Origin of the sequence: Sediminicola sp. YIK13 (assembly GCF_001430825.1) — a bacterium.
Lineage (GTDB): Bacteria > Bacteroidota > Bacteroidia > Flavobacteriales > Flavobacteriaceae > Sediminicola.
Genome location: NZ_CP010535.1, coordinates 2,189,267 through 2,209,495 on the forward strand (window position 1 = coordinate 2,189,267; position 20,229 = coordinate 2,209,495).

Annotated in this window: 20 protein-coding genes and 1 tRNA gene; 11 read left to right on the forward strand and 10 right to left on the reverse strand. The window is 39.0% G+C overall.

The window, feature by feature from the left end; genetic code table 11:
• Positions 1-185: 185 nt before the first annotated feature.
• From SB49_RS09730 to SB49_RS09755, 6 genes are read right to left on the reverse strand one after another with little or no spacing between them, the layout of a single operon-like run.
• Entirely contained in the window at positions 186-1,415 is a 1,230-nt protein-coding gene (locus SB49_RS09730; RefSeq protein WP_062056079.1) for a hemolysin family protein, read from the reverse strand.
• A gap of 59 nt (positions 1,416-1,474) precedes the next feature.
• The gene (locus SB49_RS16275; RefSeq protein WP_062056081.1) at positions 1,475-1,678 is read right to left on the reverse strand and encodes a hypothetical protein; all 204 of its coding nucleotides are present in this window, start codon (positions 1,676-1,678) and stop codon (positions 1,475-1,477) included.
• Position 1,679: 1 nt separating this feature from the next.
• A complete protein-coding gene (gene lptC / locus SB49_RS09740) occupies positions 1,680-2,279 on the reverse strand; it encodes an LPS export ABC transporter periplasmic protein LptC (protein WP_062056083.1) in 600 nt (199 codons plus the stop codon).
• 1 nt (position 2,280) lies between these two features.
• Positions 2,281-3,657, reverse strand: coding sequence for a tetratricopeptide repeat protein (locus SB49_RS09745; protein WP_062056085.1), 1,377 nt, complete (start codon positions 3,655-3,657; stop codon positions 2,281-2,283).
• A 32-nt stretch (positions 3,658-3,689) separates the two neighbouring features.
• Positions 3,690-4,952: a hypothetical protein gene (locus SB49_RS09750; RefSeq protein ID WP_062056087.1), complete on the reverse strand. Its 1,263-nt coding sequence runs from the start codon at positions 4,950-4,952 to the stop codon at positions 3,690-3,692.
• On the reverse strand, positions 4,953-5,681 hold the full coding sequence (locus tag SB49_RS09755; protein WP_062056088.1) for a type III pantothenate kinase: 729 nt from the start codon (positions 5,679-5,681) through the stop codon (positions 4,953-4,955).
• A 101-nt stretch (positions 5,682-5,782) separates the two neighbouring features.
• Between SB49_RS09755 and SB49_RS09760 the strand changes: the two genes are divergently transcribed.
• A tRNA-Phe gene (locus tag SB49_RS09760) sits at positions 5,783-5,855 on the forward strand.
• 186 nt (positions 5,856-6,041) lie between these two features.
• Here SB49_RS09760 and SB49_RS09765 read toward each other — a convergent pair.
• Positions 6,042-6,419 (reverse strand): hypothetical protein, encoded by a 378-nt coding sequence (locus SB49_RS09765; RefSeq protein WP_062056091.1) that lies wholly within the window; start codon positions 6,417-6,419, stop codon positions 6,042-6,044.
• Between the two features lie 53 nt (positions 6,420-6,472).
• Positions 6,473-8,047: a glycoside hydrolase family 32 protein gene (locus tag SB49_RS09770; RefSeq protein ID WP_062056093.1), complete on the reverse strand. Its 1,575-nt coding sequence runs from the start codon at positions 8,045-8,047 to the stop codon at positions 6,473-6,475.
• Positions 8,048-8,181: 134 nt separating this feature from the next.
• On the opposite strand from SB49_RS09770, the gene SB49_RS09775 reads away from it, so the two are divergent.
• The 6 genes from SB49_RS09775 to SB49_RS09800 all read left to right on the forward strand — a co-directional run bounded on the left by SB49_RS09775 (position 8,182) and on the right by SB49_RS09800 (position 12,623).
• Entirely contained in the window at positions 8,182-8,673 is a 492-nt protein-coding gene (locus SB49_RS09775) for a rhodanese-like domain-containing protein (protein WP_062056095.1), read from the forward strand.
• A 7-nt stretch (positions 8,674-8,680) separates the two neighbouring features.
• Entirely contained in the window at positions 8,681-9,313 is a 633-nt protein-coding gene (locus SB49_RS09780) for a TIGR04282 family arsenosugar biosynthesis glycosyltransferase (protein WP_062056097.1), read from the forward strand.
• A 2-nt stretch (positions 9,314-9,315) separates the two neighbouring features.
• The gene (locus tag SB49_RS09785) at positions 9,316-10,131 is read left to right on the forward strand and encodes a purine-nucleoside phosphorylase (RefSeq protein ID WP_062056099.1); all 816 of its coding nucleotides are present in this window, start codon (positions 9,316-9,318) and stop codon (positions 10,129-10,131) included.
• Positions 10,128-11,093: an arsenosugar biosynthesis arsenite methyltransferase ArsM gene (gene arsM / locus SB49_RS09790; RefSeq protein WP_062056101.1), complete on the forward strand. Its 966-nt coding sequence runs from the start codon at positions 10,128-10,130 to the stop codon at positions 11,091-11,093. Before SB49_RS09785 ends, arsM begins: the two co-directional genes overlap by 4 nt.
• 92 nt (positions 11,094-11,185) lie before the next feature.
• Positions 11,186-11,929, forward strand: coding sequence for a DUF547 domain-containing protein (locus tag SB49_RS09795; RefSeq protein ID WP_062056103.1), 744 nt, complete (start codon positions 11,186-11,188; stop codon positions 11,927-11,929).
• Entirely contained in the window at positions 11,916-12,623 is a 708-nt protein-coding gene (locus SB49_RS09800; protein ID WP_062056105.1) for a TIGR04283 family arsenosugar biosynthesis glycosyltransferase, read from the forward strand. Before SB49_RS09795 ends, SB49_RS09800 begins: the two co-directional genes overlap by 14 nt.
• 5 nt (positions 12,624-12,628) lie before the next feature.
• On the opposite strand, the gene SB49_RS09805 is transcribed toward SB49_RS09800, so the two are convergent.
• Positions 12,629-13,669, reverse strand: coding sequence for an N-acetylmuramoyl-L-alanine amidase family protein (locus tag SB49_RS09805; RefSeq protein WP_062056107.1), 1,041 nt, complete (start codon positions 13,667-13,669; stop codon positions 12,629-12,631).
• Between the two features lie 75 nt (positions 13,670-13,744).
• Positions 13,745-14,746 carry a glycoside hydrolase family 113 gene (locus tag SB49_RS09810; protein WP_062059080.1) on the reverse strand — a complete coding sequence of 334 codons (1,002 nt, stop codon included), beginning with the start codon at positions 14,744-14,746 and terminating at the stop codon, positions 13,745-13,747.
• A gap of 170 nt (positions 14,747-14,916) precedes the next feature.
• On the opposite strand from SB49_RS09810, the gene SB49_RS09815 reads away from it, so the two are divergent.
• The 4 genes from SB49_RS09815 to SB49_RS09830 all read left to right on the forward strand — a co-directional run bounded on the left by SB49_RS09815 (position 14,917) and on the right by SB49_RS09830 (position 20,229).
• Positions 14,917-16,263, forward strand: a complete 1,347-nt coding sequence (locus SB49_RS09815) for an NAD(P)/FAD-dependent oxidoreductase (protein WP_062056109.1) — start codon at positions 14,917-14,919, stop codon at positions 16,261-16,263.
• A 12-nt stretch (positions 16,264-16,275) separates the two neighbouring features.
• Positions 16,276-17,868 (forward strand): 4Fe-4S binding protein, encoded by a 1,593-nt coding sequence (locus SB49_RS09820; protein WP_062056111.1) that lies wholly within the window; start codon positions 16,276-16,278, stop codon positions 17,866-17,868.
• A gap of 152 nt (positions 17,869-18,020) precedes the next feature.
• Positions 18,021-18,710: a glycosyltransferase family 2 protein gene (locus SB49_RS09825; RefSeq protein WP_062056113.1), complete on the forward strand. Its 690-nt coding sequence runs from the start codon at positions 18,021-18,023 to the stop codon at positions 18,708-18,710.
• A gap of 34 nt (positions 18,711-18,744) precedes the next feature.
• Complete coding sequence (locus SB49_RS09830) at positions 18,745-20,229, forward strand: cellulose synthase family protein (protein ID WP_062056115.1); 1,485 nt, start codon at positions 18,745-18,747, stop codon at positions 20,227-20,229.

Below are 20,229 nucleotides of genomic sequence, written 5' to 3' on the forward strand. Positions count from 1 at the left end.
TGTATTAAAATTTTTATTTTATAAATAGCAAAGAAAATATGGGATAACTGATGGATTCTAAATCTATTGTAGTTCCATTACCAGAAATAAGTGAAAATAGTAGGTGGCAATTTTGGAATAAACGATGTTCTACAAGTCCTTTTTTTTGGGATTCCAATTAATCAATAGAAACTTTTTAAGGCAACTTAATCGTTATCTGAAATTTGAAGACTTACCATATCGATCTTGGTATTGGAAGCTTCCAACACCGTAAACATAAAATTCCCTATTACAATTTGAGAATCTTGCTCTGGAATTTCTCCGGTCTCATTGACAATAAGCCCTCCCAGGGTCTCATACTCGTCACTCTCAGGTAGGTTCAACTTATAATTTTCATTGATATAGTCCACCTCTAACCTAGCAGAAAATTTATAATTGTTTTCGTCAATTTTTTCTTCAAGCAGATCTGTAGAATCGTGTTCATCCTCAATCTCCCCAAAAAGCTCCTCCACGATATCCTCCACAGTCATGATACCCGAGGTACCCCCATATTCATCCAAAACAACAGCAATACTCTTTCGTTTTTTAATAAGGACGTTTAGGATGTCACTGATCATCATGGTCTCAGGGACAAATTCAACAGGCAGCAGCACACTTTTAATGGTCTTTGGCTTTTTAAAAAGCTCATAGGAATGTACATATCCAATGATATTGTCCACAGTATCCTTGTATATAAGAATTTTCGAAAACCCTGTCTCCGTAAATAGCTTGACTAAATTTTTTGGTTTTTCATGTAATTCTACCGCCGTGATCTCGGTCCGAGGTATCATTACCTCCCTTGCTTTTACCGCAGAAAACTCCAGGGCATTCTGAAAGATCTGAATTTCAGAATCCACCTCATCTTCTTCTTCCACAGTTTCCATTTGCTCCGTGATGTAATCTCCGAGCTCAATTTTACTGAAAGCCAATTGCACTTCATCCCCATCTGTTTTAAAGAATGCCTTCAAAATAAAATCGGACACCCAAATAACAAATTCAGAAATAACAGAGAAAAGTATGTAAAAAAGATAGGCTGGGACTGCCAATAACTTAAGAAGGGTATTGGAATAGATCTGGAAAAGCACTTTGGGTAAAAACTCTGCCGTAAAAAGAATGACCAAGGTAGAAATAATAGTTTGTGCCACTAAACTAAAATCGGTCAACATAATATTGACCAAGCCATATGGCGACGGATACAACCCTTGAAACCACTGCATGAGGAGATCCCCCATATAAAATCCATAGACCACCAAGGCAATGTTATTGCCTATAAGCATGGAAGCGATAAACTTGGATGGTTTCCGAGTGAGCCTAGTGAGAACTTTGGCTAGAATACCTTCCTGTTTTTTCTCTATTTCTATATGAATCTTATTCGCAGAAATAAACGCTATTTCCATTCCAGAAAAAAAAGCGGACAATAAAAGTGTTGCAACAATTACAATGATGGACGTTTCCACTATTTCTGATTATCTTTTTTACGTTGTTCGAATTTCTTTCTGTAATTTCTTCGGAAAAAGAACATGCCTAAAGATACTACTGCAAAGAATATAAAAAGGTAGGTCTCTTGAGGAGATACGCCCCATAGAGTTACAATTTTATAAATCGAAATGATAGCAACCACTAAATAAAGGTATTCGGTATATCTTAAAACTTTAATCATATTACTCTTCTTTAATACTCATAAAACCATAGGTCCTATGGGCGCTGAAAAAACTAAAATCCTTATTAAAATCCATTCCCTCCCCGTCCATTACGGTACCGTCTTCCGGATTGGTATACTTAAATTTTGCCTGGGTGAAAATCCATTCATTTGCCCTATCCCAATATAGTTGGGGTGTTTCAAGCATTTTACCATCGTGGGTCTCGATCACTACATTACCCTGTAAATCTATCAAATTTGTATCAGAATAAATAATCCCATAATCGGCCTTTATAATGCTTTTATTATTTTGGTCATCATAAAAATCTACCTTAAGCCCATCGGGAAAAGTTCTATACCTAAATCTAAGGTTATCAAAATCTTCTGTGCTGGGGCTGGATAAAACGGCAATAATTTTAGTGGACTCAACACCTTCGCTGCCCACCTCGTTTTTTGTTTCCGTATAGGTAAGTGTGAAATTTTGGGCTACGCCTTGGGGGTAAATCAATTCTGCTGCCTCTTTACCCACTCTTTTATAATTGTCTTTACAGGATAAAAAAAACATTGCCATAGAAAAAACTACGGCAATGCTCTTGAAATTATTTTTAAAAAGATTGTACATCTTATAAACTAGGCACAGTTACGCTACCTCCAACCCAACAGCTAAAAGAAACCGTTTTACCTGCCATTCCAGAGTTGAATATATCTTCTTTTGAAGGAGCCTTGGACGCATAACTAGTTGCAGCCTGTGCAGATCTACCGCTTAACGCAGGATCTACTCTACCGGCTTGTCTTGCTACATCGGCAGCTTTCCAATATATTGCTCTTTTTTCAAAAGTTGTAGTTCCACAATCGTTGGCACTACTAGCATATAAACTTGCAATCAACAAATAAGCTTTACCATTAGAAGGGTTTGCATCCAATGCCTTTTGGGCATAACTCCTGGCTGAGGATTTACTAGACCTTACGTAAGTAGTCGCAATTTTATAAGCAATGTCTGAACGTTTTTTGGCATTGGTTTCCAATTCAAGGGCTTTGTTGTAATCCGATACAGCGCCTTTGGAATCACCTGCCTTCAACTTTAAGGTTGCCCCGTACATATAAGCCTCTGCTGAAGGATCCAAAGCCAATTGGGCTTCGAATAATTTTTTGAACAAAGGATCATCAGTACATTCCTTGGAGAACATTCTACCAACGGCACCTTTAACCCAGTTCACATCTGTCTTTTTAGCTTCAAAATTCTTCTCATATAATGGAATCAAGTTTTCGCAATTTGCCAAGGCACCTAATTTACCATCGATACTTTCAGATATTTTACCATATGTTTCAGAATAGCTATTGGCCGACTTCATCTGGCTTTTTTCCTTAGAGGTCAGCGTATTTGCATCTTCCTTTGGAAGTAATTTTTGGATTATGGTCGTATACTTGTCGTTCTCAACATCTATTTTGGCCATTACAGCATCATAGGTGGAGAATACCAAATCTAGATCCTTACTTCCTTCGGCATTCAAATCCACTAGACTTGAGAAATAAAGGTACAAAGCCTTTGGATTTGTAAAGTTATCCTGATCTTCTGTAAAAGCTTTATGCAATTGCTCGTAGATCTCACTATTTGAGGCTAACTTATTATCATATTTTAAAATGATTTTATCGATAATGGTCTCGGCCTTATTGGTTTTTTGAGGAAAATATTTTAGCCTGTCATCATATAATTTCTCCAATTGGTTAATGGCCGCAGTCTTATCCGCTCCTGTAGCTTTTTCCACCCTATCGGCTAGAATACGCTCACCATATGGAAAATTGGCCCAGTTTAGATCAGGACAATTATCATATACCATTTTCCATGGTGTATAAGCAGCATCGTAATTTTTTACTTTTGCATGCTCAACATATATAGAAAGGTTATTGCTACATTCAGGATTTTGAGCCTGAGCTTGAGCAGTATTTATACTCCCATACCCCAATACTGTAAAGACAGCGATGTAAAGTATCTTTTTCATTTTCTTATGAGTTTAAATGGTTAATGTTCTTATTAATTTATTTTTCTTTTTTGGAACCACCTATCATTTAACGAAAGTCCTAAATTCATCTTTAGGTAACTCTCTTCAACTAAATCGGCATCGGTTGTCCCCCTTCTTCCCAACTCGAAACCGATGTTGAGATTTGAGAAACTTCCTCCCAATGGTAACCCAACTCCAAAAGTTATGCCAAAGTTATTTATCTCCTTATCATTGATCACCAAACCTGATTTCGTGAGCTTGGCTCCCGCCCTATAAGTTACTCTTTTAAAGTAACTTGTGAAAGAAGAATAATCAGGAACAAAAAATCCGCCAAAACCAAAAGTACTGGCGTCGTTATAATCTACATTGTTCCTATTCAAAAAATCATTTTCAAAAGAAGACAATCCTTGTAAACTATATTCAGCTCCAACAAACCATTTCTTGTCCTCTCCAATTCCGAGACCCAAAGTAGTGGTTGTGGGCACCTTTATTTCGGTATTCTTTAAACCCTGTGCTTGCAAATTTACATTAATTACCTCAACATCGACCCCTGTTGACAAGGAAAATGATCCAATAGTACGTGTATTTTCTGAAACTAAATTCATTTGTGTATTAACACCTACCGAGGTATAAAGCCTATATTTTTCAGAAATTTTAGGCGTATAATTGGCCGCATAATTGAAATCAAATCCGTTTACTCTTGATTCTCTCCTGTCCAAGGTACCGAATTGCACCCCTTCTACGGTCTGGACCCTGTCGTTGTTCAAAGTTCCAAAATTAAAGTTTAAGGTGGCACCGATACTGAAATCCTTAAAAATCTCGTATCCAAGAGAAGTGTACAATCTGTTCAGACCCCCATCTCCAGCGGCTGAATAGGTTAAGGCAGCACCATCTGCATTGACCCCCTGTGTTACCGAGTTATATCCTACGGAAGAGTATGGCATCAGTCCAAACCCTAAACCAAAACCTTTCCCTATTGGCAAACCAATAGCCAAATAGTCCAGATTGGATACCGAAGCATTTTCCTGATCGTCAAATGTTTTTAATCTTGATTCTTTTCTGGTAAGTCCGGCTGTATAAGTGGTCAGTGACAATTTACTGTAGGCCGCGGGGTTTCTAAGGTTGATATGGATACTGTCCGCATAAATAGCTACACCTCCCATCATCTGATTTTCAACAGTTCCTGCCGCTTTTAAATCGCCAATACCAAATGAATAAGGGGATACTGTACCGTTTTGGGAATAGATAATACAAGTTGCACAGTAGACAATTGCAATTACAAATTTTTTGATCATTTATCGTTTATTGTATTCGAGCAAATAATTTAACCCCTCTAGGAGAAATTTAGAATGCGCAAATATGGTATTTTTTAATCGTTTTGACAAAAATTGCATATCCCCTCCCGTTAAAATAACTGTTAAATTTATAAATCTGGCATTATATTGCTCAATTACCCCGTCTATTTCATTACAAACCCCGTTGACTACTCCGCTGTGGATGCAGGATGCGGTAGTATTACCAATAAAATCCAATATATCTTTGGTTTCAAGAAGCGGCAATTTGGAAGTTTGTTCGTGTAGGGCCTTATACCTCATTGCAATCCCAGGGGATATGGCTCCCCCAAGGTATTCTCCTATGTCGTTGATCATATCGTATGTGATACAGGTTCCTGCATCTATGACAAGCGTATTCCCTTTAGGATTATAATAAAAGGCGGCGGTTGCCAATGCGATTCTATCCACCCCCAGGGTGTGGGGCGAAGCATAAGAATTTTTAAATGGAACCAAACTTTTGGAGCTTAAAATATGGACCTTACTAAAAATAGCGACCATCGCCAGATGCTTTTTATCCAAATAACCCACTGAAGAAACGATAGAATGATCAATATCTGGGTATTCCTCAAAAAATTCTTTGATTTTATTACAGAATCCATCCAACTCCACTTTTTGATCAGATAGCATCCTATCTCCATCAAAGACAGCGAGTTTAACAAAAGTATTACCAGCGTCAACTATCAAGTTCATACTACAAAGATCATCATTTGAAAAAAAACTATTTGCTTTTTTTTGATTTTTGTTTGGATATCGCAAAATTGAAATTATATTTGCAACCGCTTAAACGGCATGGTGCCTTAGCTCAGTTGGTAGAGCAATGGACTGAAAATCCATGTGTCCCTGGTTCGATTCCTGGAGGCACCACAATAAAATCCTTACTTCGGTAGGGATTTTTTGTTTTTAGAAACATCCTCAAAAAAAATGAAGCCCCTGGTTCTCGCGAAGTCTCGGGACTGGAGGCAACACAAAAAAATAGGTGCTTCGTTAAGGATTTTTTCAAGTATCTTATGAAACACGAAGTTTCCATGGTTTATAGTCAGTGGAAAAAATCTACCTCCTCCTACGCTTTTTGTCCAAAATGATCTTCACACTGAAGGATCCAAAGACACCACCCAGGGTTGTGGCGACCATATCTCCGGTATCTGCCTTGCCGTAATCATTATGATCTATTATTTCCTTGGTGATCCCCGCCAATGTGCTCAGGCCTATCCCCCATATTACCGCCTTCGTTTTATTTTTGGTGATGCCGTATACCACTCCCGTTGTCCCGGCACCGATGACCGTTCCAACCCCAAAATGCATGAGCTTGTCCTGTTGGACCAGCTGTCCCTTTGCAGTAGTGATTGTAACAAAGAACATCCCTATGAACAGTAGTAAAGGCAACTTTTTGTGTGGAACGGCAGTTTGAAATATCAAGTATTTGAACATGTGTTTATTAATCCCTGCAATGTCGTGAAAAAGTTGGCAAGATGAAAAATTTTTCACTCCTTAATCTTCCAGATGGATTTCACTTTGGACAATTGAAAATCATTAATTACCATATCTTTTTGGTCCATATTCTTAATTTCCAAAGCACTATAATTTTGATTGGGAAACAACTGGGAGGTCATAGCATACTGTCCGCCGTTCACGAAAATTTCAATGGAAGATCTGTCCATGATAATCCTGAACAAAACTTCCCCTTCGGGCAAATTTGGTAGCCTCATTTTTTGTAGTGGATCTGCAAAGGATTCATGAAAATCGGTTTTTCCAGAATTTGCCCTATTCAGTGTCATCGTCATAGCAGCCCTATCTACAGTTACCACAACCTGTTCATCAAGACCATTTTTATAGATGAGTTCAAAAACAGCCGCACCTGTAAGGAATTGAAGATCCGATTGGCTATAATCTTCAAATGGAATTTCCGACACACCTTGAGAATCAACGGTCAACTTTCTTACCGGTTCTTTTTCCAATAGGTCATCAAAACCTTTCAACGGATAATTGAAGAGTTCATATGAATCTCCGGTCTTTTGAAGACTCAACTTTCTTGGTAAGGTCATGGCACTTCGCCATTTTTCTGTTGGAGTATCCCTAGCATAATCCCAATTACTCATCCACCCTATAAAAATTCTATCATTATTGGGCACATTGTTGTAGGTTACTCCAGCATAATTATCCCTGCCCAGATCTATCCACAGATCATCTTTTTGATCAGAAGAGAATGTTGTGCCGTCAAAATCCCCTACAAAATATTGGGTGCCACTACCACCATTGGGAGCACCTGGATTGATGCTGATCAACAACACCCACTTAACCTCATCGGTGCCTTCTACTTTTAGGGAAAAAAGATCGGGACACTCCCAAACACCTCCATGGGCACCTTGATTTCTTCCAAATTCACTTTTATATTCCCAATCTATCAGATTGGGAGACTCCCATATTTGAAGGTGATCTCCTGCCACAAGGAGCATGGTCCATTTATCGACCTTATCGTTCCAAAAAACTTTTGGATCCCGAAAATCCTTTACGCCTTTATTGGGAATAACAGGATTACCCTCATATTTTTTCCAGGTATCCCCATTGTCCAAGCTATAGGCAATCCCCTGGGTCTGAAAATCATTTTTCCCCGCTTTTTCCCCTTCAATTAAATGATAGGTGTATATCGCCACCAAAGCCGGATTTTCTTTACTTCCAAAGCCCGAAGTATTGTACTCATCTACCACGGCACTCCCAGAAAAAATGTAACCATGTTCATCCGGGAATAAGGCAATTGGTTTGTGTTCCCAGTGCACCATATCCTTGCTTACGGCATGCCCCCAGTGCATTGGCCCCCATACAGTATCATCTGGATAATATTGATAAAACAGATGGTACACCCCTTTATGGTACACTAAGCCATTGGGATCGTTCATCCACTTTTCCTCAGGGGTAAAATGAAACTGGGGCCTGTAAGCCTCTTTGTAATATGCTGTTTCAGCCGATTCATCCATTTGAGAAGCTTCTTTAGGTTTATCCTTACATGACATTAGCAATCCGAAACTGATCAACACTATATATATATTTCTTGGCTCCATATCAGCAATATTCTATTATTTACTAAAAATAAACATTTAATCGATTCCCAACCGTACAAGCCTAATGCTTTGTTAAAATCCCATATTTACCTTCCTAAATGGTATCTTTGTATAGCATAATTTAATACCTAATAATGAAAATTAAGTATTTCATAGTTCTTCTCTTATTCAGTTTTATCCATGTCCATTCCCAGGAAACAATAGATGAAGCCTTACAAAAATATAATACGCACGAGGTGCCCTATTTGAAGGTTGGGGAAGCCATTGACAATAAAGACTATTTGTTCTTGGATGCCAGAAGACAGAAGGAATATGATGTTAGCCATATTGAGAATGCAACCTTCGTAGGCACCTCTAAATTAAATTTAGAAGAAATGTCCAGTTTGGCTCCAGATAAAAATGCACCAATAATCGTTTATTGCTCCATAGGTGTTCGCTCGGAAAAAAGTGCCAAAAAATTATTAGAGCAAGGATACACCAATGTTTACAACCTATATGGGGGAATTTTCGAATGGGTAAACCAAGGTCACCCCATTGTTGACCATCTAGGGAATGAGACCCATAAAGTACATGCCTTTAGTAAGCATTGGGGTAAGTTTCTGACTAAAGGCGAAAAAGTATATTAAATAGTTTATGACATCAAGTTCCAATTCCCTAAACCAAAAGAACCTACTTCTTATTTTTACAAGAAATCCAGAATTGGGTAAATGCAAAACTAGATTGGCAGCTAAAGTAGGCGACCACACCGCTCTTAAAATATATACCTTTTTATTGGAGCATACCCACAACGTTACCAAAGAAGTGAAAGCCACCAGAGAAGTGCATTATTCGGAAGAAATATGGGAAAATGATATCTGGGAAAATACACTTTATCACAAAAAAATACAACAGGGCAAGGACTTGGGAGAACGAATGCTAAACGCTTTTAATGATGGCTTTGAAGCGGGGTATGAAAATATTATCGTTATTGGGAGCGACATGTACGATCTCTCGTCTGATGACCTAAATACAGCTTTCGAGGAATTGCATAAAACCGACTTTGTCATTGGGCCAGCAGAAGATGGCGGATACTATCTTTTGGGAATGTCCAAAATCAAGGCCTCTCTTTTTAAAAATAAGGCCTGGGGGACAAATACCGTTCTCAACGAGACCCTAAATGATTTAAAAAATGAATCGGTCAAGCTATTGAAAATAAAAAATGATGTGGATCTTTACGAGGACATTCAAAATATTGACGCTTTTCAACCATTTTTAAAAAACATATAAATATGACATTAAAACAATTAGAAGAGTCTACTGCCTATTTAAAGCAAAAAGGTTTTGATGCCCCTGAACTGGGCATCGTACTTGGAACCGGACTTGGAAAATTAGTGGCGGAAATTGAAAATCCCATTGAAGCACATTATAACCATATCCCATTTTTTCCATTGGCGACCGTTGAGTTCCATACCGGAAAACTGATCTATGGCACTTTAGAAGGAAAAAAGGTAGTGGTCATGCAGGGTCGCTTTCATATGTACGAAGGATATGATTTAATTGATGTTACTTATCCTATAAGGGTTATGCACCAACTGGGGATCAAGAATTTGTTTATCTCCAATGCAGCCGGAGCCGTCAACCTCAACTTTAATAAAGGGGATATTATGTTGATTGAAGATCACATTAATCTTCAGGGAGGATCGCCTTTGGCTTTTAAAAACGTAGCCGAATTTGGAGACCGATTTGTGGACATGAGTGAACCATATGACCTAAAAATGCGTAAAAAGGTAGAGGATATTGCAAAAAGAGAAAACATATCGCTCAAAAAAGGGGTTTACGCCTCCGTGGTTGGTCCACAATTGGAAACCAAAGCGGAATATAGAATGATAAAATTAATTGGCGCCGATGCCGTAGGGATGAGCACTGTTCCAGAAGTAATAGCCGCCAATCATCTACGATTGCCCGTCATGGCAGTATCCGTCCTCACCGACGAATGTGACCCGGACAATCTGAAACCGGTGAATATTGCAGAAATTATCGCAATTGCAGGTGAGACAGAACCAAAAATGATCAAATTATTTAAAGAATTAATAAAAGAGATATGAGTTATTTAAACGCCACAAACGACCTATACAAAGAAGCTGCATTAACCCCTGATGTAGGGTTGTGCTGCACCACCAATCCCGTTTGGCAATTTCCCGGGCTTTCCATTCCCAAAATCATGCAGGAAATGAACTATGGTTGTGGAAGTACGGTTTCCGCCCAAGATTTGGTCAATAACCCTAAAGTACTTTATGTTGGTGTTGGTGGCGGAATGGAATTGTTGCAATTTTCATACTTTTCTAGGCAAAAAGGTGGGGTTACAGGAGTTGATGTCGTTGATGAGATGTTGGAGGCCTCCAAAAAGAATTTCAAGATAGCAGAAGAAGAGAATACGTGGTTCAAAAGTGAGTTTGTAGACCTTGTGAAAGGAGACGCCCTAAACCTTCCCGTTGCAAGCGGAAGTATTGATGTTGCCGCACAAAACTGTCTGTTCAATATCTTCAAGGCCGAAGATCTACAAAAGGCAGTTGCAGAAATGTACCGTGTTTTAAGACCCCACGGTAGATTGGTTATGAGTGACCCTATCTGTGAGCAACCCATGAACGATGAATTACGGAATGATGATAGGCTCCGGGCCCTTTGTTTAAGTGGCAGTATCCCTATGAAAGATTATATAAAAGCATTGACCGATGCAGGGTTTGGAACCATAGAGATAAGAGCGCGTAAATCGTATCGGGTGCTTTCTCCCAACCACTACCCCACAGAGGAACTGATTTACATTGAGTCCATTGAAATAGCTGCCATTAAAGACCCCATGCCGGCAGATGGACCTTGCGTATTTACAGGTAAAACTGCTATCTATTATGGTGATGAGCAATATTTTGATGATAAAAACGGACATGTTTTAATGCAAAACCAACCTTTGGCCGTTTGTGATAAGACAGCCGCTGCTCTGGCCAAGGCCAATGATCAAATACATATCAGCGAAAGTACCTGGCATTATAATGGGGGTGGATGCTGCTAGCCGTAATAAAATAATATAGCTTACTTCACAATAGTAAGGTTAAACAGTGATTACCTACTAATCAACCAATGCAGCTTTAAACGAACCTTATCATGAAACATATCTTCATCCTACTACTGGTATTTACTGGAATTGCCTTTGGCCACGCCAAATCCACAGCAATTGTTGAGGGACCTTTGAGTCTTCAAAAAGTTGACTACTCGACCTGGGATAAACTATTGAAAAAATATGTTGACGATCAGGGCAATGTTGATTACAAAAACTTCCGTAAGGAAATTGGACTGCTAAATTCATATATAGAGCAACAGACCAAAAATCCTGTCTCGGAATATGACACCAAGGAAAGTAAATTAGTGTACTACATCAATTTGTACAATGCGGCTACCGTAAAATTAATTTTAGATAATTATCCATTGGGCAGTATCAAGGATCTAAAAGGACCTTGGAATAGGCAAGTAGTCACCATAAGGAACAAGCAGCTCTCCCTTGGGGATATTGAACACAATATTTTACGTAAAATGGACGAACCTAGGATCCATTTCGCCATTAATTGCGCTTCCTATTCCTGTCCAAAACTGTTGAACGAGGCGTTTACGGTTGAAAAATTGGAAGACCTTTTGGAAAAATCAGCAAGAAACTTTGTGAACGATCCCAAAAGGAATGTCATCACGAAGGAGAAAGCCATGTTGTCCCAAATCTTTAAATGGTACAAAAAAGACTTTACTGATGAGGTCTCATTGACTGACTACATCAATCAATATTCAAAGATTAAAATAACAAGGGAGACCAGAATAGAATTTATCAACTACGATTGGAGCCTCAATGCATCAAAATGATTCCCTTAAGATAAGTATCATAATACCAGTTCTCAACGAAGCGGAACATATTGCTCACGTATTGAAATACCTAAATGACATCTGCAATAAAGATCACGTTAAGGAAATCATTATAGTTGATGGGGGCAGCACAGACAACACTCCAGCCATTGCAAAAGAATTTGGTGCCACCCTGGTACATTCTGAAAAAGGACGGGCCAAACAGATGAACAAAGGAACCAAAAAGGCAACTGGATCCATATTTTACTTTTTACACGCAGACACCTTTCCTCCTAAAGATTTTGACACCCATATTGTCAATGCAGTTGCCTTTGGGAATCCTGCTGGTTGCTTTCGCATGAAATTCGACTCTAACAGCTGGCTCCTAAGAGCTTCAGGATGGCTTACTCGGATCAACATAAAAGTTTGTCGTGGTGGCGACCAATCCCTTTTCATCACCAAGAAATTATGGGAAAGGTCCGAAGGATATAATGAATCCTATATAATTTATGAGGACACCGAGTTTATAGGTCGCTTATATAAATTAGGGGACTTTAAAGTATTGCCCCAAACGGTACTAACTTCAGCAAGAAAATATAATAAGAATGGCACTATTAGGTTGCAGTATCATTTTGGCGTCATCCATTTTATAAAACTAATGGGTGCCGGTCCGGAGCGTCTTTACAGATATTACAAAAAAAACATATTGACCTAAGTTTACTAGTTTCTAGTCTGATAATCCAAGAGAACTCCTTCTGAAATCCATTTTGCCAAAGCTTGTCTATTATCAGGATCTAATATCCTCCTTTGGTCTTTGGTATTTTTTATGTTCCCAATTTCAATATATACCATTGCCGGGTGTGTCTTTTTAACTAGGTACAGATTGGTACGATCCTCAAAAGTTCCTGAATACTCCCTATTGGGTTGATATTTCTGATACTTATTCTGAAAAGTTGTATGTATGTTCTCCGCAAATCTCTTACCATTCTTACTGTTCTCATGGTGATAAAAGAAAACATCGATGTTCTGTCCCTTACTGCGACTATCCACATGTGTAACGATAAGTCGCTGATATTTTCCCTTATTTTCCGCGTATAACATATTTACAGCATCTACCCTTTGCTTTAGTCTGGCCAATTGATTTAGCGGTATTTCGAGATTGGGATAGGTAACCTCATCCCTATCTATTTCCAGAATACGTTCATCCCTAATTCCGTCATTGGGGTCGCGTATGATGATATAAACCTTTGCTCCTTGTGACATTAATTCTCTCGCCAAACGCAATGTGATATCATAGGCATATTCATCTTCTGCAATAATTTTTCCTTCGTAGTTCTCAATGGCCCCCGGATCTGGACCCCCATGACCGGAAATCAAATAATAAACAGCGCCTTCCAAGGCCTTACTCATATTGGGAACAAGCGCATATTTCTTCCCAAAAATGGAGTATTCGGCCTCTTTGCCCATACTCTTTATTTCTGTTGCTTTATTCTGAATGGTATCTACTACCTCAGCTTCAACAAAGGGTGGCAACACATATTTGCGGCCCTCGTAGAGCTGAATGCTGTCCCGAAGATTATCTTTATTTAAAGCCACGAAATGTCCATAATGTTTTATGGGGTCCATGCCTTGTTTTCTAAGAATGGAAAAAATCCCATCCCCTTTTTCGGCAATTACGGTCTTTACGGAGTTTTGAGCATAAATGGAAAGGGATGATAAGACCAGAACCAATAGTAAGAGGCTACATTTTTTGGGGTACACAATGCTAATTTTACACAAATATTATCAAAAATAAGGTGTACTTCCAAAAAGGAATGCTTATAATACTCAAATAGATCAATGATTTTTATAAAAGGATCTGATTATCTCCTCCGCAGGCTTATTCTGAGGGGTAAATCTGTTGTCACCTCCCCCTCCTGCAGATTTATGATCTATGAACCATTTCCAAACAAAGCCTCCTTGGAACCAGTCCTCTGCCCAAAAAGATTCAAAAATAGCCTTCGTGGCATTTGCCTGCGCTTCAAGGTTTACGTCATCCTTACTATGATCCACCAACCAAGGGCGTTTTGCCGTATAATCATTACTTCTATAGCCATATTCAGTAAACAGAACGGGTTTCTCTAATTTTTTGGATAGGGTCATGAGTTTCTCCTTATATGGCCTCCAACCATTCACCAATTGTCCCACTGAAGGGGTCTTTTCATCGGACAAAGGGAAATAAGCATCTACCCCTATATAATCCAAATCTTCCCAAAATGGGGTACGTTCATATTCATCCCAGTTCGCCGCATAGGTAAGTTTACCTTTATACACAGCACGTATTTTTCTAACAAGGCTGTTCCAATATTCCGGCCTGTTCTCTATGAACTTTTCCAATTCCGTTCCAATACAAAAGAATTCCGTTTTTGTTTCTTGTGCCAATTCGGCATAAGTCATGATGAATTTTGTGTAGGAGGCTTCCAAAGCCATCCAATCTTCTTCTGAATTCATTTTTAGGGTTCCCGTAAAGGTCCCTTTCCATATCCAGATTTGGGGCTTGACCATTACCCTTAATCCATTTTTATGAAGTAACTCGATATATTGTTTTGCTCCTCTCTTGGTCTCCCCAAACCACTGCCTTTCTGTGTCAAAAACAATCTCTGGGGAGGCTACATCCCTTATAAAACCAAAGGGCATTACAGCTGCCGATTCTGCATTGATTCGCAAAAGGGCTTCCACATGTTCCTGGGAGGCCTGTTCCCTCGAAGCCACAAAACTAACGCCGTTAATTTTTTTCTTATCCTGACTTATACAGGACAGTTGCAAGGTGAATAAAATAAAGAGGAGCAATTTTTTCATGTTACTAAAATACACCAAATTAGGATTTGACATACAATACATCGCATACATTAACATAAACCTGCGACATGAATTTGGGTTTTCCAATATTTAAATTACTTATACATTAAGTACGCGCATTAAGTTCTTATATTTAAGCACGACTTAAGCAACAACAACCGATTCTTCATATGGAACATATCGTTATTATTGGCAATGGAATAGCAGGGATTACCGCTGCCAGACATATTCGCAAGCTTTCTGACAAAAAAATAACCATAGTCTCTGCTGAAACAGACCACTTCTTTGCCCGTACTGCCCTGATGTATGTGTATATGGGACACATGCAGTTTGAACATATTAAACCATATGAAGATGGCTTTTGGGCCAAAAATAGAATAGACCTGGTTAATGGCTTTGTAACCAAGGTGGACCATACATCGAAAAAAATTGAACTAGCCAGTTCTAAATCCATAGCATACGATAAATTGATCATCGCAACCGGCTCCAAGCCCAATAAATTTGGATGGCCAGGACAAGATTTGAAAGGGGTACAGGGATTGTACTCCAAACAAGATCTCGATGCGCTGGAAGTTCACGCACCCAACAATGAGGTGTGCTCCCGAGCTGTAATTGTAGGCGGAGGACTCATAGGAATAGAATTGGCGGAGATGTTGCGAAGCAGAAAGATCCCCGTTACATTTTTGGTTCGGGAAGATAGCTTTTGGAACGGCGTACTGCCCCAAGGCGAATCAGAGATGATCAATGAACATATTTTGGAGCACCACATAGATTTACAACTAGGCACAAACCTAAAAGAAATACTATCCGATGAAAATGGCCATGCCAAAGCTGTCACTACAGATAAAGGAGAAACTATTGAGTGCAACCTTGTAGGCCTTACCGCAGGCGTAACCCCCAATATAGATTTTCTTAAAGACTCAGGCATTACCCTGGGCAAGGGGGTTAAAGTTAACCGGATGTTGGAAACCAACATTCAGGACATCTATGCCATTGGGGACTGTGCAGAACAACACCAACCCATTGGCCACAGAAGACCTGTAGAAGCTGTTTGGTATACAGGCCGAATGATGGGTGAAGCCATTGCCCAGACAATATGTGGCAACCCTACACCTTATAACCCTGGACACTGGTTCAATTCTGCCAAATTTTTAGATATTGAATATCAAACCTATGGGTGGGTGTTTAGTGAGCGAAATAGAAAACCTTATGAGGAACATTTCCATTGGAGACATAATGATGAAAAGGCATGCGTTACTATTTCTTTTCACAAAGAGACCAAGGAATTTTTAGGGATCAACACCTTTGGAATTAGAATGAGACACGAAATAGTGGACAGATGGTTAACAGATGGCAAATCTATTAATCATGTCATTGCCCACTTAAGGGATGCTAATTTTGATCCTGAATTCTATACCACCTATGAAGCTTCTATCGTAGCCAAATACAATGAACAGTTTAATACGTCCATTGGTTTAAAAAAGAAAAGTTTAAAAAGAATATTTTTCAACGCATAACCTATGCCCCATATGAGTACGTACGACAAAAACATGGCCTTGACCGGCACACCTCCAAAAGCCTTGACCCTGGGCCAAAAAATAGCAACATTGATGGGAATGGGCGGACTAACTATCCTGGTACTGGCCATATTCAATGTAAATTTTCCTCATAAAGCACTTTGGCTGACCACATCCCTATTGGCAATTTTTATTGGAGTGGTTTGGTTTTCCGCTGCGGCTTATGCCCATACCCAAAAAGGAATAAAAAATGATGGGGTCTGGTTTAAATCCATATCCAGTAGAGGGGTTTGGGCCTGGATGGCCGGTATTGCCCTAACTGCTTTTTATATAATTCTCTATTTCTATCCTCAATATCTAGGTTTGCAAAAATCTGGCGACAATACAGGGGTCATCGCTTTTTTTGATCCTTTGAGCAAACTTCTCAGTGGTAATCCTGCCAGTCAATGGTTTGTATACGGTACCCTTTATACGGTAGCTATTTTGGCTTTTGGCATTAAGTTTATTTGGAAATACAGACACAACAGGTATGAAATGATACGCACCTCCAGTGTTATGTTTTTTCAAACAGCCTTCGCCTTTCTGATTCCTGAATTTATGTCTAGACTGAACAGTGAATCGTTTTCACTACCCTACTATGACCTAAAAAACATATGGCCCCTTAACTATTACAATTTTGAGCGTTACCGGGTCAATAGCATGATAGATGCCGGAGATATAGGATTGGCCATGCTCATCTTTGGGATCCTATCCATCTTTGTCATTACCCCAATTCTCACCTACAAATATGGAAAACGTTGGTATTGCTCATGGGTCTGTGGATGTGGAGGCCTTGCCGAAACAGCTGGGGATTCCTTTAGACATTTGAGCGACAAAACACAAAAAGCCTGGAAAATAGAGCGGTGGGTGGTACATAGTGTGGTTGTATTTGTAACCTTAATGACCACTGCCGTAATTTACTCTTACCTAGGAAATGACAGTAGCAAATATTGGTTGACAAAAAACACCTTTTTACTCGGGGTGGCAGGTATATTAACCCTTGTATTCGGGTGGGTAATGCTCTTTAAAAGAAAGGAACTTCAAAAAGATGCCCGCTATGGTGCCATAGGCTATTTTACTATTATAGTAGCCTTAATTGGATTTCACTACCTCAGTGGGGACGGGAACGTTTTTCTCTTTAAATCGGAAACCTTAAGAACAACCTACGGATTTTTGATAGGCAGTATCTTCTCTGGTGTAATTGGAACTGGCTTCTACCCAATTTTCGGCAATAGGGTATGGTGTAGGTTTGGTTGTCCCATGGCAGCAATCCTTGGGTTCCAACAACGTCTTTTTTCAAGATTCAGAATCACGACCAATGGCGGACAATGTATTTCTTGCGGCAACTGCTCTACCTATTGTGAAATGGGAATAGATGTTAGGGCATACGCACAGAAGGGAGAAAACATAGTGAGGTCTAGTTGTGTAGGTTGCGGGATTTGTTCTGCCGTTTGTCCACGTGGGGTATTAAAACTGGAAAATGGACCTGAAAAAGGACGCATCAATCCTACTGAAATCCTATTGGGCAACGACGTAAACCTAATGGATTTAGTGAATCAGAAATAATAAAAAACATTATAATTTTTGTATTGCCATTGCCTACAAGTTATCTACTTTTGTCCGCTTTTTGAATATAAGCAATGCCATTTGGATTACACAATAGAGGAAACTAAATCAGTAATAGAAGGGAGGACAGATTACCGTCCAAAATAAGTATAATGAAAGACATCATAGTAATTATTCCAGCATTTAATGAAGAAGATTCTATTGCGAAAGTAATTCAAGAGATACCTCAATATATATCGGAAATAATTGTCGTGAACAATAATTCCACTGACCAAACCGCCATAAACGCTGAGAAGGCAGGGGCCACTGTACTACGTGAAAATAGAAGGGGATATGGGTACGCTTGTCTATGTGGAATGGATTACATAGCAAAAAGATCCAAAACACCTGATATTATCGTATTTATCGACGGTGACTATTCCGATTACCCGGAAGAAATTACCAAAGTAGTTGAACCTATTATAGAAAAGGACATAGATTTTGTCATCGGGGCGCGTGTTAAGGAGCTGAGGGAGCAAGGTTCTATGACACCGCAACAGATTTTCGGCAATAATCTGGCAACTTTTCTAATGAAAATGCTTTTTAAGGCAAAATATACAGATTTAGGACCCTTCAGAGCCATAAAATACGACCAGTTATTGGCACTGGATATGGAGGACAAGACCTATGGTTGGACTGTGGAAATGCAACTAAAAGCGTTACGTAAGAAACTTACATACACCGAAGTAGCGGTTCGTTACAAAAAAAGAATTGGGGTATCTAAAGTATCAGGTACGGTAAAAGGTAGTATATTTGCAGGCATAAAAATCCTAGGCTGGATTTTTAAATATAGTTTAAAATAAAAATCAACTTAATCACCTTTCTTTATCAACTAAAATGGGACTAACCATCACTTACATTATCATTGCAATCTACAGCATTGCGCTAGTATTAATCTTCTTTTACAGTTTGGCTCAATTAAACCTTCTTGTAAATTATCTTTGGTATAAAAGACAGAACCAAGAAGCGCCGAAATACAATCTTCTTGATCCAAAAGAAATTCCATTTGTCACCATTCAATTGCCTATTTACAATGAAGAGTATGTTGTAGAGCGATTGTTGGAGAATATTGCAAAAATTGAATACCCATCAAGCAAGCTTGAAATTCAGGTTCTTGACGATTCTACAGATGATTCTGTAAACGACACTGCCAGAAGAATTGCCGCTCTTCAGGAAACTGGATTGGACATCACACATATAAGAAGAGAAAACAGATCTGGTTATAAGGCCGGAGCATTGAAAGAAGGTCTTAAAATTGCCAAAGGTGAATTTATCGCAATCTTTGATGCCGACTTTTTACCCGATGCAGATTGGTTGAAAAAAACCGTAATATATTTCAAAGATGAAGAAATTGGTGTTGTACAGACCCGTTGGGGACATATCAACAGGGATTACAGCACTTTGACAAAAATACAAGCCTTTGCCTTGGATGCCCACTTTACCTTGGAACAAGTAGGAAGAAACGCAAAAGGACACTTCATCAACTTTAATGGTACAGCAGGAATCTGGCGCAAGGAATGTATCCTTGATGCCGGTAACTGGGAAGGTGATACCTTAACTGAAGATTTGGATTTGAGCTATAGGGCACAATTGAAAAACTGGAAGTTCAAATATTTGGAAGATGTGGAAACTCCTGCAGAACTTCCTGTAGTGATCAGCGCAGCTCGTTCCCAACAATTTCGTTGGAACAAGGGAGGTGCAGAAAACTTTAGAAAAACCGTTTTGAGCGTTGTAACTTCTAGGAACATTTCTTTTAAAACCAAATTCCATGGGGTGATGCACTTGTTGAACAGTTCCATGTTCCTATGTGTTTTTATCGTAGCGTTTTTGAGTATACCAATGTTGTATATCAAGAATATGTACGGACATTTGGGGTGGATTTTTGAAGTAACAAGCTTCTTTGTTGTAAGTACCATCATTTTGTTCGTATGCTATTGGTTTACCTATAAGAGCATACAGGGCAGTAGTTTTGATAGTTTTGTGGACTACATAAAAATATTTTTCACCTTCTTCTCGGTAGCTTTAGGTTTTTCTTTGCACAATTCCATGGCAGTCTTGGAAGGGCATATGGGAAAAAGAAGTGAATTTGTAAGAACGCCAAAATTCAACATTAACAACCTTACGGATAGTTGGAAAGGGAATAAATACTTGGCTAAAAAATTATCACCAAACATGATATTGGAAGCATTGCTTATGATTTATTTCTTGTTTGGGATGTACAGTGCCATACCATTGAACGATTTTGGATTGTTCCCATTCCATTTTATGTTGTTCCTAGGTTTCGGATTTGTATTTTTCAATTCACTTACTGCTAAAGCATAA